Origin of the sequence: Marinobacter sp. MDS2, assembly GCF_030718085.1 — a bacterium.
Classification (GTDB): domain Bacteria; phylum Pseudomonadota; class Gammaproteobacteria; order Pseudomonadales; family Oleiphilaceae; genus Marinobacter.
Window position 1 is genome coordinate 179,476 of record NZ_JAVAJF010000003.1, and the last position, 23,301, is coordinate 202,776.

General features: G+C 54.0%; 23 protein-coding genes and 1 tRNA gene. 23 read left to right on the top strand and 1 reads right to left on the bottom strand.

From position 1 onward, the window contains the following. The first annotated feature begins 107 nt into the window (after nucleotides 1-107). The 17 genes from flgB to secF all read left to right on the top strand — a co-directional run bounded on the left by flgB (nucleotide 108) and on the right by secF (nucleotide 17,144). On the top strand, nucleotides 108-506 hold the full coding sequence (gene flgB / locus Q9245_RS14045) for a flagellar basal body rod protein FlgB (protein WP_305897774.1): 399 nt from the start codon (nucleotides 108-110) through the stop codon (nucleotides 504-506). Between the two features lie 32 nt (nucleotides 507-538). Beyond that, complete coding sequence (flgC, locus tag Q9245_RS14050) at nucleotides 539-988, top strand: flagellar basal body rod protein FlgC (RefSeq protein WP_199007332.1); 450 nt, start codon at nucleotides 539-541, stop codon at nucleotides 986-988. A gap of 18 nt (nucleotides 989-1,006) precedes the next feature. Then, nucleotides 1,007-1,684 (top strand): flagellar hook assembly protein FlgD, encoded by a 678-nt coding sequence (locus tag Q9245_RS14055; RefSeq protein ID WP_305897775.1) that lies wholly within the window; start codon nucleotides 1,007-1,009, stop codon nucleotides 1,682-1,684. Between the two features lie 28 nt (nucleotides 1,685-1,712). Then, nucleotides 1,713-3,626 carry a flagellar hook protein FlgE gene (locus tag Q9245_RS14060; RefSeq protein WP_305897776.1) on the top strand — a complete coding sequence of 638 codons (1,914 nt, stop codon included), beginning with the start codon at nucleotides 1,713-1,715 and terminating at the stop codon, nucleotides 3,624-3,626. Nucleotides 3,627-3,699: 73 nt separating this feature from the next. After that, the gene (locus tag Q9245_RS14065) at nucleotides 3,700-4,452 is read left to right on the top strand and encodes a flagellar basal body rod protein FlgF (protein WP_305897777.1); all 753 of its coding nucleotides are present in this window, start codon (nucleotides 3,700-3,702) and stop codon (nucleotides 4,450-4,452) included. An 83-nt stretch (nucleotides 4,453-4,535) separates the two neighbouring features. Beyond that, nucleotides 4,536-5,324: a flagellar basal-body rod protein FlgG gene (gene flgG / locus Q9245_RS14070; RefSeq protein ID WP_114335603.1), complete on the top strand. Its 789-nt coding sequence runs from the start codon at nucleotides 4,536-4,538 to the stop codon at nucleotides 5,322-5,324. A 3-nt stretch (nucleotides 5,325-5,327) separates the two neighbouring features. After that, a complete protein-coding gene (gene flgH / locus Q9245_RS14075; RefSeq protein ID WP_305897778.1) occupies nucleotides 5,328-6,029 on the top strand; it encodes a flagellar basal body L-ring protein FlgH in 702 nt (233 codons plus the stop codon). Then, nucleotides 6,026-7,120, top strand: coding sequence for a flagellar basal body P-ring protein FlgI (locus tag Q9245_RS14080; protein ID WP_305897779.1), 1,095 nt, complete (start codon nucleotides 6,026-6,028; stop codon nucleotides 7,118-7,120). The genes flgH and Q9245_RS14080 overlap by 4 nt, the downstream gene beginning before the upstream one ends. An 8-nt stretch (nucleotides 7,121-7,128) precedes the next feature. Continuing rightward, nucleotides 7,129-8,121: a flagellar assembly peptidoglycan hydrolase FlgJ gene (gene flgJ / locus Q9245_RS14085; RefSeq protein ID WP_305897780.1), complete on the top strand. Its 993-nt coding sequence runs from the start codon at nucleotides 7,129-7,131 to the stop codon at nucleotides 8,119-8,121. 6 nt (nucleotides 8,122-8,127) lie between these two features. Beyond that, complete coding sequence (gene flgK / locus Q9245_RS14090; protein ID WP_305897781.1) at nucleotides 8,128-10,161, top strand: flagellar hook-associated protein FlgK; 2,034 nt, start codon at nucleotides 8,128-8,130, stop codon at nucleotides 10,159-10,161. Nucleotides 10,162-10,177: 16 nt separating this feature from the next. Next, nucleotides 10,178-11,407, top strand: coding sequence for a flagellar hook-associated protein FlgL (gene flgL / locus Q9245_RS14095; protein WP_305897782.1), 1,230 nt, complete (start codon nucleotides 10,178-10,180; stop codon nucleotides 11,405-11,407). Between the two features lie 82 nt (nucleotides 11,408-11,489). Continuing rightward, a tRNA-Leu gene (locus tag Q9245_RS14100) sits at nucleotides 11,490-11,576 on the top strand. Between the two features lie 40 nt (nucleotides 11,577-11,616). After that, complete coding sequence (queA, locus tag Q9245_RS14105) at nucleotides 11,617-12,693, top strand: tRNA preQ1(34) S-adenosylmethionine ribosyltransferase-isomerase QueA (RefSeq protein WP_305897783.1); 1,077 nt, start codon at nucleotides 11,617-11,619, stop codon at nucleotides 12,691-12,693. 14 nt (nucleotides 12,694-12,707) lie between these two features. After that, complete coding sequence (tgt, locus tag Q9245_RS14110; protein ID WP_305897864.1) at nucleotides 12,708-13,829, top strand: tRNA guanosine(34) transglycosylase Tgt; 1,122 nt, start codon at nucleotides 12,708-12,710, stop codon at nucleotides 13,827-13,829. Between the two features lie 41 nt (nucleotides 13,830-13,870). Then, nucleotides 13,871-14,233 (top strand): preprotein translocase subunit YajC, encoded by a 363-nt coding sequence (gene yajC, locus Q9245_RS14115; protein WP_199007321.1) that lies wholly within the window; start codon nucleotides 13,871-13,873, stop codon nucleotides 14,231-14,233. 90 nt (nucleotides 14,234-14,323) lie between these two features. Then, on the top strand, nucleotides 14,324-16,198 hold the full coding sequence (secD, locus tag Q9245_RS14120) for a protein translocase subunit SecD (RefSeq protein ID WP_305897784.1): 1,875 nt from the start codon (nucleotides 14,324-14,326) through the stop codon (nucleotides 16,196-16,198). Next, on the top strand, nucleotides 16,191-17,144 hold the full coding sequence (secF, locus tag Q9245_RS14125; protein WP_305897785.1) for a protein translocase subunit SecF: 954 nt from the start codon (nucleotides 16,191-16,193) through the stop codon (nucleotides 17,142-17,144). The genes secD and secF overlap by 8 nt, the downstream gene beginning before the upstream one ends. Nucleotides 17,145-17,230: 86 nt before the next feature. Here secF and Q9245_RS14130 read toward each other — a convergent pair whose 3' ends face one another. Beyond that, the gene (locus Q9245_RS14130) at nucleotides 17,231-18,031 is read right to left on the bottom strand and encodes an inositol monophosphatase family protein (RefSeq protein ID WP_305897786.1); all 801 of its coding nucleotides are present in this window, start codon (nucleotides 18,029-18,031) and stop codon (nucleotides 17,231-17,233) included. Nucleotides 18,032-18,223: 192 nt separating this feature from the next. On the opposite strand from Q9245_RS14130, the gene trmJ reads away from it, so the two are divergent. From trmJ to rlmN, 6 genes are all read left to right on the top strand, one after another. Then, a complete protein-coding gene (gene trmJ, locus Q9245_RS14135; RefSeq protein ID WP_305897787.1) occupies nucleotides 18,224-19,084 on the top strand; it encodes a tRNA (cytosine(32)/uridine(32)-2'-O)-methyltransferase TrmJ in 861 nt (286 codons plus the stop codon). 4 nt (nucleotides 19,085-19,088) lie between these two features. Then, a complete protein-coding gene (gene cysE, locus Q9245_RS14140) occupies nucleotides 19,089-19,874 on the top strand; it encodes a serine O-acetyltransferase (RefSeq protein WP_305897788.1) in 786 nt (261 codons plus the stop codon). 78 nt (nucleotides 19,875-19,952) lie between these two features. Continuing rightward, a complete protein-coding gene (iscR, locus tag Q9245_RS14145) occupies nucleotides 19,953-20,450 on the top strand; it encodes a Fe-S cluster assembly transcriptional regulator IscR (RefSeq protein WP_305897789.1) in 498 nt (165 codons plus the stop codon). Nucleotides 20,451-20,473: 23 nt separating this feature from the next. Continuing rightward, nucleotides 20,474-21,622 carry an IscS subfamily cysteine desulfurase gene (locus Q9245_RS14150; RefSeq protein WP_305897790.1) on the top strand — a complete coding sequence of 383 codons (1,149 nt, stop codon included), beginning with the start codon at nucleotides 20,474-20,476 and terminating at the stop codon, nucleotides 21,620-21,622. A 68-nt stretch (nucleotides 21,623-21,690) separates the two neighbouring features. Beyond that, the gene (gene ndk / locus Q9245_RS14155) at nucleotides 21,691-22,119 is read left to right on the top strand and encodes a nucleoside-diphosphate kinase (protein WP_199007313.1); all 429 of its coding nucleotides are present in this window, start codon (nucleotides 21,691-21,693) and stop codon (nucleotides 22,117-22,119) included. A gap of 62 nt (nucleotides 22,120-22,181) precedes the next feature. Beyond that, entirely contained in the window at nucleotides 22,182-23,291 is a 1,110-nt protein-coding gene (gene rlmN / locus Q9245_RS14160) for a 23S rRNA (adenine(2503)-C(2))-methyltransferase RlmN (protein ID WP_305897791.1), read from the top strand. Nucleotides 23,292-23,301: the final 10 nt, after the last annotated feature.

Consider the following 23,301-nt stretch of genomic DNA (forward strand, 5'->3'; position numbering starts at 1 on the left):
TGCAGGCTTTTCTGTTTTTGGCATCCTGCTTGCTTTATCCCCTTCAGAACGCAAAACCGGCAATCACTGACTGATCAGAAAGCCGGGGCAGATTTCAGGAGGCAGGCATGGCAATTTCATTCGATAGCGCATTGGGTATTCATGAGCAGGCTCTTCAGGGCCGCGTTAAGCGGGCAGAAGTGCTGGCGAATAATCTGGCAAACGCCGATACCCCGGGCTACAAGGCGCGTGATATCGACTTTCGGGCCATGATGCAGAAGGCGCAGAATGAAATGAGTGGCGTTCAGATGACCACCACCCACAGCTCTCACATGGAAGCCTCAGGATCCGGGGCCGATGGTGAGTTGTTGTACCGCACCCCTCACCAGCCCTCGGTTGACGGGAATACCGTAGATGCGCAACAGGAACAAACCCGCTTTATGCGCAACGCCATGGATTACCAAGCCAGCTTCCAGTTTCTCAGCAGTAAATTTTCCGGACTGACCAAAGCCCTAAAGGGTGAGTAAGCCGCAGCCATTTTTGAGTGAAGGAGACAGTCATGTCACTGGGTAACATTTTCGACATCGCGGGTTCGGGCATGACCGCGCAGTCACTGCGGCTGAACACCACCGCCTCGAACATTGCCAACGCCGAAACCGCCAGTTCAAGCACGGAGGGCACCTATCGAGCGCGCAAACCCGTGTTCGCGGCGATTCAGCAGTCCATGCTGAACCCGGAGCAACAAGCCTTTGGTACCAACCCGCAAGAAGGCGCGGGTGCGGGCGTTCGGGTTGAAGGAATCGTGGAAAGCGATGCCGAGCTGCAAATGCGGTACGAGCCTAACCATCCGGCAGCAAACGAAGACGGTTACGTGTTCTATCCGAACGTCAATGTGGTGGAAGAAATGGCGGACATGATGTCGTCATCGCGAAGTTTTCAGATGAACGTGGATGTGATGAATACCGCGAAATCCATGATGCAGCGTATCTTGACGCTGGGTCAGCAGTAATAGGGCGAGGAGAAAGTGATGAGTGCAGTAAATTCAGCGTCTGCCGCCGATGTGCTGGGCCAGTACCGAGTTCAGCAAGACAGCAAAGCCCAGGGGGGCAGCGAGCTTGGTAAAGATGCCTTCATGGAGTTGATGTTGGCGCAGATGAAGAATCAGAACCCGCTGGAGCCGCAGGACAACGGTGATTTCATTTCTCAGCTAGCTCAGTTCAGTTCTCTGGAAGAAATGCAGAATCTGACTGGCACCGTAGGCGAAGTGGCCGGCCAGTTCCGTTCTAGTCAGGCGCTGCAGGCGTCGGCCATGGTGGGCAAGACCGTTCTGGCTCCGTCCAGTGTGGGCATTCTGGGCGCAGAGGGCGAAGTGACCGGCACGATTGAAGTTCCTGCTTCCACAGGTGGTTTGCGGCTGTCGGTTATGAGCCAGTCAGGCGAGCTTGTTCGGCAGATTGATATGGGTAGCAGCAAGGCTGGTGTGGTGTCTTTTCGTTGGGATGGTCAAGACGGCAACGGCAATGCTTTGCCGCCCGGCCCGTACCAGATTGTTGCACAGGGTAGTTACCCATCCGGGCCGCAGCAGTTGGGCACCATGGTCAGTGCGAACGTAGACAGTGTGTCTTTGAATAACGGTGGCTCGATTACATTGAATCTTGCTGGCATGGGCTCGATTGCCCTGTCTGACGTCAAGCAAATTAACTGAACCGGTGTCGGACCAGGAGGTATAAGTCATGGCATTTAATACAGGATTAAGTGGTCTGCGGGCCGCATCGGTGGATCTGGATGTAACCGGCAACAACATTGCTAACGCCAGTACCGTCGGTTTTAAAGGCAGTAAGGTGCAGTTCGGTGATCTGTACGCCAACGGATTTTTAAGTGGTGGCACCAACCCGATTGGTGACGGTGTTCGGGTGCAGGATGTGAAGCAGTCGTTCGGTCAGGGCAACATTAGTTTCACCGATAGTGGGCTGGACATGGCCATCAGCGGCGATGGCTTCTTCATTCTGAGTAATAATGGTGAAACCCGTTTCTCCCGCGCTGGTCAGTTCGGGATTGATAAAGACGGATTCGTGGTGAATAACCAGAACATGAAGGTGCAGGGTTACACGGCGGATGATGACGGGAATTTGTCTGGTGTGCGTGGCGATCTCGCTATTGAGACTGGAAACCTTGCGCCGCGTAGAACTACGAATCTGGTTACGGATTTGAATTTGGATTCGCGGCAGCCGGTGTTGGAGCAGCGAATTCGCAATATAGCTCCTATTAATGTTGCCTCATTGAGAGGTTCGGAATTTACGTTCAACTATAACGACGGCACTGGCAATTACCAGGTTTCCCCCATAGGAGCGAACGCATCCGCTGCAGAGGCGGCCAGTTCAATTAATGCCGCTCCGGGTGTGACGGCGACGGCGAGCACGTCGGCGACGTTAACCGCGTTGAGCGATTCAGATGTCAGCAATGCTGCGAATTTTCGCATGGAAATTAAGATTGGCGGGTCCGCGCCAATCGCTCTTGACCTGCAAAACGTAGCTACCTTAGAAGATGTCGCTGCGGCTATTAATAATAGCAGTCAGAGTTCAGTCTCGGCGTCGGTCATCGATCATGATGATGATCCTAATACCGACCCAGTATTGAGGATTGTTCAGGATAGCGGAGAGCTCTTGGAGGTGGCTTATGGCGATGCTCCCAACGGAACGCCATTGGCGAACAATCAAGCCTATGACGGAGAATTGGTCGTAACCACTGACCGTAGCGTGGATGGGGTCACAACCGATTCCGGCAGTACTTCGTTCGAGGTTGCCTTTAACGCAACTGACTTTACCGAGATAAATGCCTTCAACCCCATAGACCAGCGCACCTATAACCACGCCACTTCAACAAAGATCTATGACAGCCTGGGCAACACTCACGAAATGACCCAGTTTTTCGTGAAAGAGCCATCGCCAAATGGCGGTGTGGGCCAAAGTCAGTGGTCTATTTATATTGAGATTGATGGAGAGATGGTTGCAGGTACGGACCAGCAGCCATACACCGCTCTGTTCAACCAGGACGGTCAGCTGGAGTCCATTAACGGCGATGTGAATGGCGAAATTATTATCGCTGACTGGGTGCCGAAAGATCCGAACGGTGCCCCGAATGGTGCTGATGGTCCACCAGCGAATCCTTCAAGTGTGGTGAGCCCGATTCCGCTGCCCGCTGACAGCTCCGCCTTTGTTCTGGATCTTGGCAGAGCTACGCAGTATGGCGCCACATTTGGTGTGAACAATCAGCAGCAAAACGGTTATACGACAGGCCGGCTTTCGGGGTTGGATGTTTCTGGAGAGGGGGTGATCTTTGCTCGCTATACCAACGGTCAATCGAAAGCTCTGGGGCAGGTCGCGCTTGCATCCTTCAATAACACGAACGGTTTATCTCCGGTAGGCGATACCACCTGGGTTGAGTCCTTCGAATCCGGCCAGCCGGTCATCGGCGCTCCGGATACCGGAACTCTGGGCTCGATCAAGGCAAGTTCGGTAGAAGAGTCCAACGTTGATCTTTCGGCAGAGCTCGTCAACCTGATCATTGCCCAGCGCAACTATCAGGCAAACGCCAAGACTATTGAAACCTCGGATGCGGTCACCCAGACCATCATCAACCTCCGCTAATCCTTCCATGTAAACATGGCATGACTCCTGCAGGAAGACTGGAAACAGTCAAAATTCCGGCAGGAGTTTGCCCATGGACAAAGCCCTCTACATTGGAATGTCTGGCGCTAAGCAGAACATGCTGGCCCAGCGTGCCCACGCCAACAACCTCGCCAACGTGAACACCACGGGGTTCAAGAAGGATTTTGCTCAGGCCCGCAGCATGCCGGTGTTTGGTGAGCATCATCCCACCCGCGCCTATGCCATGACGGAGCGCCCGGGTACTGATCTATCCGCTGGCGCTTTAATGGATACCGGCCGAAAACTCGACGTTGCGGTTGAAGGCGACGGTTGGCTGGCGGTTCAGAACAATCAAGGCGAAGAGGTGTTCACTCGCAGTGGCAGCTTGCAGGTCGATGTGAACGGCTTGGTTCGCATGCCCAGTGGCGAGTTGGTGTTAGGTAACGGTGGCCCGGTTGCTTTGCCGCCGTTCGACGACCTGTTGATCGGGGCTGACGGCACCGTATCTGTTGTGCCAGTGGGTGGTCCGCCGGATCAGCTGGTGGAAGTTGATCGCCTGAAGTTGGTGAACCCGCCGGCAGATGCTTTAGAAAAAGGTTTGGATGGATTTATCCGTCGAAAGCCGGATCAGGCTATTGGCGGGGTTGAGCCTGCCGACGCAAACATGCGCATGGCCACCGGATTTTTGGAAAGTTCCAACGTCAATGCCGTGGAAGAGATGATCTCCAACTTGCAGTTATCTCGCCAATACGAGATGCAAGTGAAGGTTATGTCCACCGCTAACGAGAATTCCGAGGCAACGGCACGGCTGTTGCAGAACCTCTGATAACGCTGAATTAAGCATCACCGGCCGGCACTAAGCGGCAAACAATGGCCGCTTCGGCAGCCGGCAAGGTAAGGAGTAGAAACATGCATCCAGCACTATGGGTCAGTAAAACCGGGTTAAGCGCGCAGGACACCAACCTGTCGACCATTTCCAACAACCTGGCGAACGTGAACACCACCGGTTTCAAGCGGGACCGGGCGGTGTTTCAGGATCTGCTGTATCAGATCAATCGCCAACCCGGCGGTATGAGTACCGAGAACACCGAGCTTCCGTCCGGCCTGCAGCTGGGTACCGGTGTGCGAGTGGTTGGTACGGCAAAACAGTTCAGTCAAGGTAATCTGCAGATTACCGAGCAACCACTGGATATGGCGGTAAACGGCCGCGGTTTCTTTCAGATCGCCATGCCTGACGGCCAAATTGCCTACACCCGGGATGGCCAGTTCCAATTGAATTCCGATGGTGATGTGGTCACCCCGGACGGCTACCCGCTGGAGCCAAACATCAACGTGCCGGAAGACACCACCAATGTAACCATCGGTCGTGATGGCACAGTTACTGCGGTCACGAATGATCAAGCGGCACCGGTCAATCTCGGCCAAATTACGCTGGTGAACTTTATAAACCCGCAGGGTTTGCAGGCGATTGGTAACAACCTGTTTAAGGAAACCAATGCCAGTGGCGATCCTCAGGAAGGGGAGCCGGGTTTGGCGGGAATTGGCACCATCGAGCAGGGCACCGTTGAGTCCTCCAACGTGGAAGTGGTGGAAGAGTTGGTCAACATGATCACCACCCAGCGGGCTTACGAGATGAACTCCAAGGTGGTTTCCACCACAGACCAAATGCTTCAGTTCATTACCAACAATATTGGGTAAGTTATGAAACGCATACATCAAACCTGGACAGCAAAGCGCGTGGCCACACTGGTATTGGTGGGAGGCCTGATGATTCTACAGGGCTGCACAGCCATGTCCCGTCCTCGTGCAGTGCCGGATGATCCGGCCTATGCGCCGGTGCGTGCCCAGGCGATGATGCAGCGTGACCCGGACTCCGGTTCTATCTATCAGGTGTCCCGCAACTACAACATATACGGGGATACCAAAGCCCTGAACGTTGGAGATGTGCTGACGGTGTTATTGGAAGAGTCCACTCGCGCCAGCAAGAACGCTGAAACCACCATCACCAAAGATCAGGAACTGAGTCTTCCCGAGCCCAATATCTTCGGAAAGAACAACATTGGCCTGAATGCCTCGGCCAATCTTGAACGGGATTTCCAAGGCGCCGCCGAGGCGGACCAAAGCAACAGCCTGGCCGGAAGCATCACCGTGACGGTAACGGAAGTATTGCCGAACGGCGTACTGCGCATCCGTGGCGAGAAGTGGCTTTCTCTTACCAATGGCGATGAGTACATCCGCCTCACCGGTATGGTGCGCCCGCAGGATATTGCGCCCGATAACACCGTAGCCTCAAACCGAATCGCAGATGCTCGCTTTGCGTATGGCGGTACGGGCGACTTTGACCAAGCCAATCAAATGGGCTGGCTGGCCCGCTTCTTTAACAGTGAGTGGTGGCCGTTATGATTCGCAAACTTTGTGTGGTCTTTACGATGTTGGCGGTTATGGCATCGCCCGTAGCGGCAGACCGGCTGAAAGACCTGGCGAAAGTTAAAGGGGTTCGAAACAACCAGCTGATTGGTTATGGCTTGGTGGTAGGGCTCAGCGGTACCGGCGATAAAGCGCCGTTTACCAACCAGACCTTCCGGAACATGATGAACCAGTTCGGCATCACCCTTCCGGACGGTGTTAACCCGAAGCTTGCAAACGTTGCGGCGGTCACAGTGAGCGCCACACTGCCGGCCTTCGCCAAGTCCGGTCAGGAATTGGATATTACCGTTTCGTCGATTGGTAACGCTGACAGCCTGCGCGGTGGCACCTTGTTAATGACCCCGCTCAAAGGTGCAGATGGTCAGGTATATGCCATGGCTCAAGGCAGCTTGGTGGTGGGCGGTTTTGGGGCTCAGGGGCAAGACGGTTCGCGGATTACCGTGAACGTGCCGAGCGTGGGGCGAATTCCTAACGGCGCAACCATTGAGCGGGAAGTCGCTTCCCCCTTCAACCGTGGCGATACCATTACCTTTAACCTGTTGCGCGCGGACTTTACCACGGCTCGACGAGTGGTTGAGGCCATCAACAGCCACTTAGGGCCAGACATGGCCTATGCCCACGATCCGACATCGATTTCGGTCAGGGCGCCCAGGGATCCGTCCCAGCGAGTGAGCTTTTTGTCGATCGTCGAAAACATTGAAGTAGATCCGGCGGAAGAGTCTGCCAAGGTGGTGATCAACAGCCGTACCGGCACCATTGTGGTGGGTCAGAACGTGAAAGTGAGTCCGGCGGCTATCACCCACGGCAACCTGACGGTCACGATTCAGGAAAACCCTGAGGTGGTTCAGCCTAACCCGTTTGCGGGCGGCGATACCGAAGTGCAGGCCAACACTCAAATTGCGATCACTGAAGATCCGGCCCGAATGTTCCAGTTTGGCCCGGCAACCACGCTTAATGAAATCGTGCAGGCGGTCAATCAGGTGGGGGCAGCGCCCGGTGATGTGATGGCTGTACTGGAAGCTCTCAAACAGGCTGGCGCGTTGCGAGCCGAGTTGATTGTGATCTAGGGGTAACCATGCAGGATCATCGCGTTCAACAAGCTCAGGTATACACCGACTTCAGTGGCCTTAACGCACTGAAAACCCAGGCGCGCAGCGATAAAAAGGCAGCGCTCGAAGAGGTGGCTAAACAGTTTGAAAGCCTGTTCCTGTCGGAAATGCTGAAGTCCATGCGTAAAGCCGGTGAAGTATTTGCTGAAGGCAATTACCTGAACAGCAATGAGAGCGAATTCTATCGGGATATGTTTGATAGCCAGATCAGTCTGAGCATGGCCAGCGGGTCCGGGACCGGCTTGGCGGACGCTTTGGTTCGGCAGCTGGGCGAGAGCATTCCCGGCGTTGCATCGAACGGCGAAAAACTGGCGGGCCACAAGGCGACGCTGGCGGATTACGACCGTACCTTGCCTGCTATTTCTCCGGCCTTGCCAGAACGGATGAAAGCGGTAGAAGAAGTGGCGCAGTCTTTGCCCGGTGGTGTTGCCAAATCGACTCCTAATACTCAATTGCCTGCCACCTTTGAAAGTCCCGAGCATTTTGTCAGCGAGTTGATGCCATTTGCGCAGCGCATTGGCCGAGAGAGTGGCATTGACCCTCGCTTGATGGTTGCTCAAGCAGCGCTGGAAACAGGGTGGGGTAAGCACATGATTGAAGGTGATGGTGATGAGCCGAGCTTCAACCTGTTTGGCATCAAGGCTGACAGCCGTTGGAATGGAGATGCCGTCACCATTACAACCACCGAGTTTCGTGGTGGGGTTGCCATGAAAGAGCGCGCGGATTTCCGGGCTTATCCGGATTACGAAGCCAGTTTCCGTGACTATGTAGCGTTTTTGCAAAGCAACCCTCGATATAAAGATGTGCTTTCTTCAGCAGGCGAGCCTGAAGTATTCGCAGAGAAACTGCAGCAAGCTGGATACGCCACCGATCCGGAATACGGCTCCAAAATTCGCCGGATAATGAATCGTGCTTCCCTGATGACGTTGTCTATGGGCAACGGCGGGGTAAAGGAGTAACAGGTCATGGCAGGATTAATCGGGATAGGCTTGTCGGGTGTGCTCAGTCACCAGAGTGCGCTCAATACCACGGCCAATAACATTACCAACGCGAATACGCCGGGTTATAGCCGCCAGGAAGTTCAGTTTGCCACGCAGGAAGGCAACCGCACCGGAGCTGGTACGGTGGGCACGGGTGTCTCGATCGAAAACATCCGCCGTTTGGCAAACGAATACCTCACGCAGCAGTTGCGCGAAGACAGCACGTTGTTTGGGGAGCAGAACGCCCTTAATGCCGAGCTTACCCAGCTGGACAACCTGCTTGGCGGTGAAAGCACCGGACTGAGTAATGCGCTGAACAACTTCTTTGCCTCCCTGCAAAATGCCGCTGAAGATCCCACGTCGCTGCCACAGCGCCAGTTGGTGTTGAGTGAAGCCCAGCAGGTGGTGAATCGTTTTCAAGCACTGAACGAACAGTTTATTCAGCAGCGGGAATCCGTTAAAACGCAAATGCAGCAGGGGGTGAAGGACGCCAATACGCTGCTGAAAAATATTGCCGATCTGAATCTGGCCATTTCCGAATCGCCCGGTATCGCACAAGGGAAGATGCCGCTTGAGTTGATGGATAAGCGGGACGAAAACCTTCGGGAGTTGTCGGCGCTGGTCGGGATACGGGTGACCCATACGGATGGCAGCCAAGTGAACGTGTCGTTGGCTAACGGGCAGTCGCTCGTGACTGGTTCCGATGCGGCGCAATTGGGCACGCGAACCAGTGCGCAAGACCCGGCCCAGTTGGAGTTCACGCTTACCAGCGGTGGGCGTATGTTGCAGGTTGATGACCAGATTCAGGGTGGGTCATTGGGTGGCTTGCGCCGCTTCGAGCGAGAAGCTTTGCGCCCGGCGTTTGATGAGCTTGGCCGTTTGGCGATTGGGATTTCTGCCGCGATTAATCATCAGCATGAAATCGGCATGGATCTGGAAGGTGATTTGGGCGGCAACTTCTTCACCGATATAAACAGCGTTGAGTTTCAGCGCAGCCGAGTGATCGCCAATGGCAATAACGCCGAGCCACAAAACGCGCAGCTGGCCGTCGAGATAACCGATAGCAGCTTGTTGGCGGCCGGCACCTGGTCATTGAAGTTCAGTGGCGACGGCAAAAGCTATCAGTTGGTCGATGCCGAAACTGGCGAAGTGGCCCGTCAAGGGCGGTTGCCAGATCCGGTTCAGTCTGAAATCAGTATGCCGGGCTTTAACGTACGGATTGAGGGCGGAGATTTTAATCCCGGAGACGAGTTCCTGATACAGCCCAGCCGCAACGCGGCGGCGAATATTGCGCTTAATGTTCGCCGGGAGGAGGATCTTGCGTTTGCGAGTCCGATTCGGGCCAGTGCAGCGGAAGGAAATCTCGGAACGGCAGCTATTTCTCAGGGCAAGATGCTGAACGTCCGAAACCCCAACACAAACGCGTTGCTGCCTGGGTTCCAAACTCGCGGCGAGTTGTCCAACGGTCCGATACAGATAGAGTTTGGCGCGTTTGACTCGAATAACGGTACGTATAGTTACACGATCACGGACAGTTCAAACACGGTACTGGAGTCAGGAAATTATGATCCCAAAGGGGTCCATACGTTTTTTAGCGACGATCCGTCAGACGGCACCCGTTACCAAGGCTATCAGTTTGAAATGACTGGAGAGCCCGCTCAGGGCGATGAATTTGTCATCGATTTTAATAAAAACGGCGTTTCCGATAACCGAAACGCCGAATTGCTGGCGGCGTTAGGTACAGCCAACACCTTGAACGGTGGCAGCCAGAACTTTGCCGAAGGGTACGCGGGGTTGGTGGAAGACGTGGGCGTGAAAACCCGCCAGAGCCAGCTTGATAAGGCGGCTGGCCAAACGCTGCTGGAGCAGTCCAATAACCAGCGTGAGTCGGTATCCGGTGTCAATTTGGATGAAGAAGCAGGTAAGCTGATCCAGTATCAGGCGGCCTACAACGCGTCGGCGCAAGTGATGTCGGTGGCGCAGGACTTGTTCAACACGTTGCTGCAAAGCTTCCGGTAAGGTGGGGTAAGGTAAAATGGTCCGTATTTCATCACAGCAAATCTTCTCCGGTGGTATTAACCGGATGCAGGATATCAATAGTGATCTGGTCAAAACGCAGCAACAGATCTCCACCGGTAAAAAGGTCAATAAACCCTCTGACGACCCGGTAGCGGCAGCGCGTATTCTGAAGCTCGATCAGAATCTGAGCCGCGTTGAAACCTATCAGCGTAACGCCGATCTGGCGAACAATCGGCTGAAGCAGGAAGAGAGTGCGCTGAGCAGTGCCATCGACATTATTCAGCGGGTAAGGGAGCTGACGGTACAAGCCGGTAACGGCTCGCTGTCTGCCAATGATCGCAAATCAATTTCGTCTGAACTTAAAGAGCGGCTAGGGCAGTTAGCTGATGTCGCCAACACGCGTGATGCTTCGGGTGAGTATATTTTTAGTGGGTTCCAGGGTGGATCGCCGGCTTTCGTTAAAGAAGATGGTGCCTGGACTTATAACGGAGATGAAGGGCAGCGGGTTCTTGAAATAGATGATGGCGTGACAGTGCCGATCAGCGATCACGGGAAAGGGATTTTTGGCGACGTGCCCGCGACGGTTTCGGTGACGAAAACTACATCCGGCAACGGATTTATTTCCGGCCTATCGCTGAAGAATGAAAGTGCGCTTCAGACGGCTTTTGATTCAGCGACTCCGAATGTACCTAATGACCTAACGGTATCTGTGGTGAATGCGTCGGGTGAGTTGTCTATCACAGCAAACACAGCAAATGGCGGCGCCTTGGATTTGACGCCAGCGCCGGCTCCCAGCCTAGGTGATACGTTTCAAGTGGCTGGGATCGAAATGACCGTCAATGATGCGGTCGCCGGTGATCAGTTCACAATCGGCATCAACGACAAACAGTCCATCTTCGGCACCATTGAAAATCTCATAACCGGTCTGGACAACATCTCGAAGGGTACGCCAAAAGGTAATGCGGAATACGATGCTCTGATTTCAGAATCCTTAGCCAACCTCGACAACGGCCAGGAATCCATACTTCAGAAACAAACTGAATTGGGTGGCCGCATGAATGCAGTGGAATCAACCAGTGCGTTTTTGGAAGATTCCGCCCTCTACACCAAAGAGATTCGGTCGCAGCTGCAAGATGTTGATTATGCCGAGGCAATCAGTAATCTGAGCTTCCAAAGCTTCGTGTTGCAAGCTGCTCAACAGTCGTTTGCGCAGATCTCGCGGCTGTCATTATTTGATCGATTGTAATTGTTTGAGGCGGTGGGAAATTTTTTTTCTGTGCGTGTTGCTTTCAGTCTCAGGCTCAGTATAATTCCCACCACTTCCTGATGGCGGCGTGGTGAAATTGGTAGACACGACGGATTCAAAATCCGTTTCCTTAACGGGAGTGGCGGTTCGAGTCCGCCCGCCGCTACCACTTATTGGCCGTATCCTACGGCATCTCAAATAGCCGGCCCATGAACGTCTCCGATTTTCATTTTGACTTGCCGGACGAGTTGATCGCTCGTTATCCGCTTAAACAACGCAGTGCCTCTCGTTTGCTGACCCTTGATGGGGTTTCCGGCCACACGCAGCATCTCCAGTTTACGAATCTTCCGGATTTACTCGAACCCGGTGACCTTCTCGTTTTCAACAACACCCGTGTTATTCCCGCGCGCCTGTTCGGTCAAAAAGAAACCGGTGGCCGTGTTGAAGTTCTTGTTGAGCGGTTGTTGGGCGAACGAGAGATTCTTGCCCATGCGCGAGCCTCCAAGGCGCTGAAAGAAGGGCAGAAGGTTATTCTGGAAGACGGCTCCTCGTTGACCATGATTGGTCGGGAAGATGCCTTGTTCCGGTTTGTGAATGAAGGTGATGAGCCGATACTCGATCTGTTGGAACGTATCGGCCACATGCCGCTTCCTCCTTATATGGAGCGTGATGACGACCTGTCTGATCGCGAGCGTTATCAGACCGTTTACGCCCAAGAAGCCGGAGCGGTTGCCGCACCTACGGCTGGATTGCACTTTGATGACGCGCTGCTCGAAACGCTGAAGGCCAAAGGCATAGAATTCGCCTATGTAACCTTGCACGTTGGTGCGGGTACTTTCCAGCCGGTACGCGTCGACAAGATCGAAGAGCACGTGATGCACAGTGAGGTCGCGCATGTGCCGGAAGAGACGGTTGAAGCGGTTCGCCAAACGCGAGCGCGGGGTGGGCGAGTAGTGGCAGTAGGCACCACGTCTGTGCGTTCGCTGGAGTCGGCAAGCCAATCCGGACAATTGAGTACCTTCCGGGGCGAAACGGATATTTTCATTTTTCCGGGTTATCGGTTTAATACCGTCGATGCCATGGTGACCAACTTTCACCTGCCCGAATCAACGTTGATCATGTTGGTCAGCGCATTTTCCGGGTACAACAACATTATGAATGCCTACCGTGAAGCGGTAGAGCAGAAGTATCGATTTTTCAGCTACGGCGATGCCATGTTCCTGACGGCTCAGGAACCGAGCCGTGGTAGGTTGGCAAGCTCAGATTCCAGTGGAGAACGCTTGTGAGTGAATCCTGTTTTATGTCCTTTGAAAAGCTGGGTGAAGACGGCAAGGCCCGTCGTGGTCGCCTGACTTTTCCTCGCGGCACGGTGGAAACCCCGGCCTTCATGCCCGTTGGAACCTACGGCACGGTAAAAGGCATGCTACCTCGTGATATCGAAGAAATCGGTGCTGAGATTATTCTCGGTAACACGTTTCATTTGATGTTGCGCCCGGGTACTGAGGTGGTAAAGGCTCACGGCGACCTGCATGACTTCACGCAGTGGCATGGTCCCATCCTGACGGATTCCGGCGGTTTTCAAGTGTTCAGTTTGGGTGAAATGCGCAAGATCACCGAGCACGGTGTGACCTTCCGCTCGCCAGTCGATGGTGCCAAGGTAGAGCTTAATCCTGAAATTGCGATGCAGGTTCAGCGCGACCTTGGTTCCGATATCGTAATGATTTTCGACGAATGTACCCCGTACCCGGCTACCGAAAAGCAAGCGAAAGACTCTATGGAGCTGTCGTTGCGCTGGGCTGCTCGCAGCAAGAAAGCTCATGAAGGAAATCCGTCTGCGCTGTTTGGTATTGTTCAGGGTGGAATGTACGAATCCCTGCGTGATCGCTCTCTGGAAGGCCTGACTGAAATTGGCTTTGACGGCTACGCCATTGGCGGGTTGTCGGTGGGTGAACCAAAAGAAGATATGATCCGGATTCTGGATCATCTGCCGCCCAAGATGCCGGAGGACAAACCGCGGTATTTGATGGGGGTAGGTCGTCCGGAGGATATTGTGGAAGCGGTGCGTCGCGGCGTTGATATGTTTGACTGCGTGATGCCAACCCGTAACGCACGCAACGGGTACCTGTTTACCTCAACCGGGATCGTAAAAATCCGGAACGCAAAGAATCGCCACGATGCTGGTCCCTTGGATGAGCGATGCGATTGTTACACCTGCAAAAACTTTTCGAAAAGCTATCTGCACCATCTCGATAAGTGCGGCGAAATGCTCGGCTCTCAACTGAACACCATCCACAATCTGCGTTTTTATCAGAACCTGATGAGTGGATTGCGTGGTGCCATTGAAGCAGGTACATTGTCCGACTTTGTAAGCGAATTCTACGCCTTACGCGGTGAAACAGTGCCGCCGTTGGGTGATGAGTGATCAATTCTGACTAAAGAACAGTCTATAAACGGAGAACCTGAATGAAATCAATCAAACTGCTAATCGCTGGCCTGCTGTCTCTTCTGCCGACCCTGGCCATGGCTCAAGGCGCTGAAGGCCAGTCCATGGGTGTTATGGGTCAGGTCATCTTTTTCGCAGGCTTCATTCTGATTTTCTACTTCTTGATCTGGCGTCCGCAGTCCAAGCGCGCAAAAGAGCATAAGAATCTGATGTCTAGCCTGAACAAAGGTGACGAAGTTGTGACTTCTGGTGGCATGGTTGGTCGCATCACCAAGGTTTCCGATGATTTCATCGTTCTGGAAGTGGCCGACAACATCGAAATCAAGATTCAGAAAGTTGCGGTTGCCGGTGCTCTGCCCAAGGGCACGCTCAAGGATATCTGAGCCGATTAAAGGCCGGTGCGCCGCGCGCCGGCCGGAATCATTCTGGCTGAAACACCAAGGCTGGCGGCTTAGCCGGCTCAAAGGGATCCCATGCTAAATAAGTATCCTCTCTGGAAAAATCTGGTGATCGTGTTCGCGCTTATCATCGGATTCATATACGCCTTACCTAATTTTTTCCCTGACGATTACGCCATTCAGATCACTGGTTCTCGGGGTAGCACCGAGGTTGACCAGCGCGTACTTGATCGTGCTTTAGGTGCGCTTGAAAGTCAGGGCATAGAAGTAAAATCCAGTACTGTTGAAGAGCGTGATGCTTTGATCCGCCTTAACAGCTCTGATGCTCAATTACGGGCACGCCCGGCGGTGCAGGCGGCACTGGGAAATGATTACCTGGTTGCATTGAATATGGCGCCATCCACACCGGGTTGGTTGCGTAGCTTGGGTGCTGGGCCGATGAAACTGGGCCTTGATCTTCGGGGTGGTGTCCACTTCTTGCTGGAAGTGGATATGGATACCGCGGTGACTCAGCGTTTGGAAGCGTTGTCGGGTCAGATCAAGCAGGATATGCGTGAAGAGAGGATTCGTTACCGTGGTGGTGACATTCGAAACAGCCGAGACATCGTTCTGAGCTTCCGGGATTCGGAAACGCGTGCAGAAGCTTTCTCGCTGGTTCGTGATCAGTACAACGAATTTTTGTTAAACGAGAGCTCGGAAGGCGGAGAGTTTCTCTTGACGCTGACCTTGTCGGATGCCGAAGTTCAGGGCATTAAAGAATACGCATTGGAGCAGAACCTCACCACCATCCGGAACCGGGTGAACGAGCTGGGCGTTGCCGAGCCTTTGGTGCAGCGTCAGGGATCGGATCGCATTATTGTCGAGTTGCCCGGTGTGCAGGATACCGCGCAAGCAAAGCGGGTGCTGGGTGCGACGGCAAACCTGGAGTTCCGTATGGAGGCTCGTCAGGACACCTCTTCATCTGAAATCGAGCAGTTCAGTTTCCGTGACACGCCTCAGCGTACCGCACGATTGCAGCGTGATGTGATTGCGACCGGTAATAACGTTGCGAACGCTCAGCAAGCTTTCGACGAAAATGGTCAGCCTCAGGTTAACATCACCATGGATTCGGTCGGTGGTGATTTGATGAACAGGGCGACCCGCAACAACATCGGTCGCCGCATGGCTGTGCTGTTCATCGAGTTTCGGACAGAAACGGAAACCCGGCAGGTTGATGGTGAGCTGAAACAGGTTGAAAAGCGCGTTGTAGAGAAAGGCCTGATCAGTCTGGCGACGGTGCAGTCGGCACTGGGTAGCAGCTTCCGGATTACCGGTCTGGACTCAATTCCTGAAGCAGCCGAACTGGCCTTGTTGCTGCGAGCAGGTGCATTGGCCGCGCCGATGTACTTCGTGCAAGAGCGCACCATCGGGCCAAGTTTGGGTCAGAAGAACATCGATGCCGGTGTTATGTCGGTAGCTCTGGGTTTTGGTTTGGTGCTTCTCTATATGCTGGCGTTCTACCGCGGCTTCGGCGTGATCGCCAACATTTCCCTGACATTGAATCTGATGCTCCTGGTGGCGTGCATGTCGATTCTTTCCGCGACGCTAACTTTGCCGGGTATCGCGGGGATTGTTCTTACCGTGGGTATGGCGGTCGATGCCAACGTTCTTATCTTTGAGCGAATCAAGGAAGAGTTGAGGGCAGGGGTGCCGCCTCAAACGGCTATTAACTCGGGTTACGGGCGTGCATTCGTGTCGATTTTTGATGCGAATATCACGACGCTGCTGGTGGCCGTTATTTTGTTTGCGATGGGTTCTGGCCCGGTCAAGGGTTTCGCCGTTACGCTGTGTATCGGCATACTCACATCCATGTTTAGTGGTTTGATGGTCAGCCGAGGCATCGTCAATCTGGTATACGGCGGCCGTAGGGTCGAGAAACTGTCGATCGGGGGTAAGCTCGCCAATGTCTGATATGAAGAAACAACCGTTTGATTTTATGGGGTTTCGAAAAGCCGCGTCAGTGTTATCGCTGGTGCTGGTTATCGGCTCCATTGTGTTGCTTGGCGTTCGTGGCCTGAATTTGGGCATGGACTTCACGGGCGGTACCTCCGTTGAATTCGAATATGCTGAGGCGCCTAGTCTGGACACGATCCGAAACCAGCTAACTGAAGCTGGATACGAGCAGTTTTCGGTTCAGAATTTCGGGGCGGATACTACCGTTCTGATTCGGATGGCAGAAGCGGGCAATGATGAGTTGGCCCGTGAAGTGACCGCCGCACTGTCCGAATCGGGCGAGGATCTGGAGCTGGTCAGTTCAGAGTTTGTCGGCTCCCAGGTTGGGGAAGAGTTGAAAGAAGATAGTGGCCTGGGTCTGCTCATCGCGCTTGCGGTGGTGCTGATCTACGTTGGTATGCGCTTTCAGTTCAAGTTCGGCATCGCCTCGGTGATTCCGCTGGCGCACGACGTGCTGATCGTTCTGGGTATGTTTGCGCTGTTTCAGTGGACCTTCGATCTCACAGTGCTCGCGGCGATTCTGGCGGTTATCGGTTACTCGCTTAACGACACGATTGTTGTCGCGGACCGTATTCGTGAGAACTTCCGTAAGTTGCGAGTGGGAGAGCCCTGGGATGTCATCAACCAGTCCATCCATGAAACGATCTCCCGTACGATCAATACGTCGGGCACAACCTTGGTCGTTCTGATTGCGCTATATTTCCTGGGTGGTGAAGCGATTAACAACTTTGCGTTGGCGTTGATCATTGGTGTGGTTGTCGGTACCTATTCCTCGATTTACGTGTCGGCAAACATGTTGATGGTGATGGGTGTTACCCGTGAAGATCTTATGGTGCCAGCGAAAGAAGGTGCCGGAGATGAAGCGGAAGAAGAGCAGCCGCCAGAATGGTTGAATCGTATGTGATGTGCCCTGTGCCGGTATATGCCGGCGCATAAAAAAAACCGCCAATCAGTTCAAATGATGGCGGTTTTTTTGTGCTCGGGGAATTGTTAGCGAGGCAGACGTCCGCGGAACGGATTCATTACCTTCAGGATTTCCCGGAACAATTTGGGATTGGCGACGATCAGCTGTCTTGCAGAGCCCGCCGACGGGTTGCCAGAAAAGTCACCGGTCAAAGCGCCGGATTCCATGGCCAGGGTTACGCCCAGGTCGAGATCGGCAGCGGAAGGCCGGAAAATAACGGCGGCATCCAGCAGGCCTGCAGAAACGCGAGCAATATCGAGTACGACGCAGCCGGATGTGCGGAACATAGCTGTCTCGCGCGCTAACGTGGCCGCCATCTCACCCCAGATCATTGGGTCATCGCCCTGTCGGCTCTGGTCGAGTAGGTTGGTGGCGAGCGCTGATTTGGCAGGCATCTTCACGTCTGAAGCGCGAACCCGGCGACTATTCAAAGCAGCTCCGTGACCGCGGCTTGCCGAATATTCTTCGCCCGTAATAGGGTTAACAACCAGAAGGTTCTCGGTGCGGTTGTTCTTTTTCTGCGACAGGGCCAGAGCGAACTCGGGAATGCCGCGAACAAAGTTGTCCCGGCCGAGAATCGGAAATATGTGCCAGCTTCTTTCGCTGCCATTGGCGTCGGCTTCACCCATCGGTGCGATGGTGTGATCTTTATACGCTTTCGCCAGCTGTTCTGTGAAATTGTCGTAGATAGATTGCTCTACCCGTTCCAGCTGTCGGTAACGGTCGGCTTCGTCTTTGCCGTTGGGTTCCTGACGCTCGAAATGGGCTTTGAGGTAGTCAGACCCCTGGCGGGCAACGCGCAGGGCCATTTTAATTGCTGGTTGCATCTGAGAGTTCATTATCCGAATGTGTGAAGGGCCGCCATCATAGCAAAAACTTAGTGTGCTTGTATGCTTTTTGCCTCAGCAAATGCACGCATACCACAGGGTTTCGGGATATTCCGGGAACCGTTTTTTTGGGGTTTCTGTTATGATTCGCCTCTTTTTTAAAAATATTGATGAGTAACAGGCCCAGATATCATGCATGAACCCGCGCTCTCGCCGGAAAGTAATGACTCCTTCAACGACCAGATCCGTATTGTTTTGGTGGAAACGTCCCACTCCGGAAACATCGGAGCCGTAGCGCGGGCTATGAAGAATATGGGGCTTGGTAACCTGTGGTTGGTGAACCCGGCCTCCTTCCCGGATGAAACGTCTTACGCCCGGTCTGCCGGAGCAAGCGACGTTCTGGATCGCGCAAATGTAGTTTCGTCGCTGGATGAAGCAGTAGCGGATTGCGTAATGGTGATGGGAACCAGTGCGCGCGGGCGCAAGGTGCCTTGGCCGGTTATTCCGCCACCAGATGCAGCGGCAACGGCAGTGCAGCAAGCACAGAGCGGCATAGTGGCACTGGTTTTTGGTCGAGAGAATCATGGCCTTTCCAACGAGGAACTGCAGCGTTGCCATTACCACATTCACATACCTTCGAATCCGGATTACAGCTCTTTGAATCTGGCGATGGCCGTTCAGGTCATTAGCTATGAGCTGAGGATGTTTCATCTGAAGAATCTTGAAGATGGGGAATCTCGACCCTACCTTCAGCCCATGGTTGCACCGGGCGACGAAGGCTGGGATTCGCCTCCCGCAACGGCGGGCGAAGTGGAAGGCTTCTTCGGGCATTTCGAGCAGACGCTGGTGGATGTCAACTTCCACCGACGGGAGAATCCTCGCCATCTGATTGCACGTATGCGGCGCCTGTTCCAGAGAGCTCGCATGGACCAGATGGAGGTTAATATTCTTCGCGGGGTTCTTTCTTCCATCCAGAAGGCGGCCGGCCCGCAAAAAGGTAAAGAGCAGCGCGCCGGGAGCTCTGAGGGCTCCCAAGATAAAGGTCAGGAGTAGAGTTATGCTTGAACGTTTAAGGGAAGATGTAAGCAGCGTTTTCCACCGCGATCCTGCGGCACGAAATACCTTTGAAGTGTTGACCAACTACCCGGGCTTGCACGCATTGTTGTTGCACCGCTTGGCCCATTGGATTTGGGGGCTTGGTCTGAAATGGTTGGCGCGCACGATCTCGACGCTCACTCGTTGGTTTACCGGCATCGAAATTCATCCGGGAGCGACAATCGGCCGGCGGTTCTTTATCGATCATGGTATGGGAGTGGTGATTGGTGAAACCACCGTTATCGGTGACGATGTAACGCTGTATCAGGGGGTGACCCTCGGGGGTACCAGCTGGAACAAAGGTAAACGCCATCCGACCATCGGTGATGGTGTGGTGGTCGGTGCCGGGGCAAAGATCCTTGGGCCGTTCGAAGTGGGTGCGGGTGCCAAGGTGGGTTCCAATTCTGTAGTCACCAAGGCGGTACCCGCCGGCGCAACCGTTGTCGGCATTCCGGGGCGGATTATTGTCAAGCGTAAGGCCGAGGCGGAAGATAACCCTCGCCGCAAGGTGATGGAAGAGCGCATGGGCTTCGACGCATACGGCGTCACCGAAGAAATGCCTGACCCGGTGGCTCGTTCCGTTCGTGCATTGCTTGACCATATGCACGCTGTAGATGAGCGATTGGAGGTGATGTGCAAGGCGTTGCGCAAGGTTAACAGCGAATATCAGAACGGGGATTTGCCGCAATTGGATGAAGAGGATTTTGATTGTGTGCGCGATGAGCCCGAACGCGACGGTAAAGTCTGAATACTTGACTGTTTTAGTAGGTCAATTCATACTCAGCGGTGGAAACCAATATTCAAACCCACTGTCGGGGCTGAGAATATGAAGCTCACCACAAAAGGCCGCTATGCCGTAACAGCAATGCTGGATCTGGCGCTGCATAGCAGTGAAAGGCCGGTGAGTCTGGCCGACATTTCGTCGCGCCAGGAAATCTCTTTATCCTACCTGGAACAGCTCTTTTCACGCTTGCGTCGGCACCAGTTGGTTGTAAGTATTCGCGGGCCCGGAGGAGGGTACCGTTTGAGTCGTCACGCGGATGAGGTGTTTGTTGCTGAAGTGGTCGATGCCGTTAGCGAATCGCTAGACACCACCCGATGTGGCAATAAAGGTGATTGTCAAAACGGCGAAAAGTGCCTGACCCATCATCTTTGGTCCGACTTGAGCGATCAAATTCATCAATTCCTGAGTGATATCAGCCTTGGTGACTTGATGCGCAAGCGCGAAATTCAATTGGTGGCTGACCGTCAGAATCGAAAGCAGTCAGAAACCGATGCGGATACCATCAATACCCGCCAACTGACAGACCAGGCTCCGGCCTGACAACAACGTACTCCCGTTAAATTATGAAAAAGCCTGTATATCTGGATTATGCGGCGACCACGCCGGTTGACCCCGTTGTCGCTGAATTAATGGCCAAGCACCTCACATTGGATGGTGTTTTTGGAAACCCTGCCTCGCGATCCCACGGGTTTGGTTGGCAGGCGGAGGCAGCAGTCGAGAATGCCCGACGCCAGGTGGCGGGCCTGATTCATGCTGATCCCCGTGAAATCGTATGGACATCGGGGGCGACCGAGTCCGACAACCTGGCGATAAAAGGCTCGGTGGATATTGCTGGCAAGCCGCATATTGTGACGTCGATCATCGAACATAAAGCAGTGGTTGATACCTGCAAGTGGCTGGAACAGCAGGGTGTTGAGGTTACCTGGTTAACGCCTGAGGCGGATGGTCGTGTTTCACCCGAATCCGTCGAGCAGGCATTAAAAGACAATACCGTTCTCGTCAGCCTTATGCTGGTGAATAACGAACTTGGCTGCATTACGGATATCGCTTCTATCGGTGCAATGTTGCGCGAGCGCGGCGTACGGTTTCACGTGGATGCCGCCCAGGCCGCGGGAAAGATTCCTGTAGATGTGACTCGTCTTAACGTGGATTTGCTGTCCCTGTCGGCTCACAAGGTGTATGGGCCAAAAGGAATCGGCGCGTTGTATGTGCGCCGATCGCCAGACGTTCGTGTAGAGGCGCAAATGCATGGCGGCGGTCACGAGCGGAATATGCGCTCCGGCACCCTTGCTACCCATCAGATAGTGGGTATGGGCAAGGCGTTTGAAATGGCAGGGCAAGGTCTTGAGGATGAGATGGCCAGGCTGGAAGAGCTGCGCCAGCGTTTCTTGTCGGGCTTGAGTGCTTTGGAGGGTGTGTATTTTAATGGCAGCGAAGAGCATCGAGTGCCGGGCATTGTGAATCTGTCTTTTGAGGGTGTTGAGGCAGAATCTCTCATGCTTGGTTTGCGGAACATGGCGGTGTCTTCCGGCTCTGCTTGCGCCTCAGCATCGGTTGAGCCGTCTTTTGTGTTGCGCGGAATTGGTCTGAGCGATGAACTTGCTCATCGGGCATTGAGGTTTTCGTTGGGCCGTTACACAACGAATGAAGAAATCGAATGTGCGAGCAGCCAAATTGTTGATGTGGTTACTCGACTTCGCACGGTGCGGTAGGCAGTGGCCTATTGACTGCGTATAATCTACGCCCTGATTTTTACCCCTAACCAGACTGGAGAAATGACATGGCAAACGAGCGCACGCTCTCTATCATCAAGCCCGACGCGGTAGCCAAAAACGTAATCGGCGAAATCTACAGCCGTTTCGAGAAAGCTGGCCTGCAAATCGTAGCCGCCAAGATGATGCACCTGACCCAGGAGCAAGCTGAAGGTTTCTACGCCGAGCACAAAGAGCGTCCTTTCTTCAACGACCTGGTAGCGTTCATGACCTCTGGTCCTGTCGTTGTTCAGGCTCTGGAAGGCGAAGGCGCCATCCTGAAGAACCGTGATCTGATGGGTGCTACCAACCCGAAAGAAGCTGAAGCCGGCACCATCCGTGCTGATTTCGCTTCATCTATTGATGCCAACGCCGTTCACGGCTCCGACTCTGCAGCTTCTGCGGAGCGCGAAGTGGCATACTTCTTTAACGACAACGAAATCTGCCCGCGCGGCTAAAGTTGTTTGTTCAGGGGTGACGGGTGTCACTCCTGAATTGGTTATCTGATCGAGGTTATGCCATGACTGCCCCTGCTGAAAAAACCAATCTTCTCGGACTGCCAAAAGCGAAGCTCGAGGCCTTCTTCGAGACTCTGGGCGAAAAGAAGTTTCGTGCGCAGCAGGTCCTGCAGTGGATTCATCAGCGTGGCGTTGATGACTTCGATCAAATGACCAATATGAGCGTGGCTCTGCGTGAGAAACTCAAGGAAATTGCTGAGGTTCGTGGTCCGGAGGTGGTTTATGACGAAACCTCCAAAGACGGCACCCGTAAATGGGTCATGCGAATGGACAACGGCAATAATGTCGAAACCGTTCTGATCCCCGACGGTGAAAGGGGCACGCTGTGTGTGTCCTCTCAGATCGGATGCAGCCTTGATTGCACCTTCTGCTCGACCGGTAAGCGTGGATTCAACCGAAATCTCACCGCTGCTGAGATCATTGGCCAGGTTTGGGTCGCCCGCAAGGCGTTCATGCCTTATGAACCAAGTAGCCGACCGATTACAAACGTTGTCATGATGGGCATGGGAGAGCCGCTGCTCAATTTTGACAACGTTGTCGATGCCATGAACCTGATGATGGAAGATCTCGCGTACGGGATTTCCAAACGCCGTGTCACGCTGAGTACATCCGGAGTGGTTCCTGCACTGGATCGACTGGGTGAGGTTACCGATGTTTCACTGGCCATCTCATTGCATGCGCCTAATGATGAGCTGCGTAACCAGTTGGTTCCGCTGAATAAAAAGTACCCGATTTCGGAGTTGTTGGCCGCCACCCGCCGTTATCTTGCCAGGTTGCCGGATAAGCGGAAGGCGACCATCGAATACACGGTCATCCAAGGCGTCAACGACAAGCTGGAACATGCGAAAGAGCTGGCGGTTGTCTTGAAAGGGTTGCCGTGCAAGATCAACCTGATTCCGTTTAATCCGTTTCCGGAAAGCGATTTCGAACGCCCGAGCATGAACGCCACAAGGCGGTTCCAGAATGCACTGACTGAGGCGGGGTACGTGACCACGGTGCGCACACCGCGCGGTGATGATATTGATGCCGCCTGTGGCCAGCTGGTTGGTCTTGTGGAAGACCGGACCAAGCGCAGTCAGCGTTATATCGCCGTGCAACAAGTGAACCCGTGATCGGAACGGG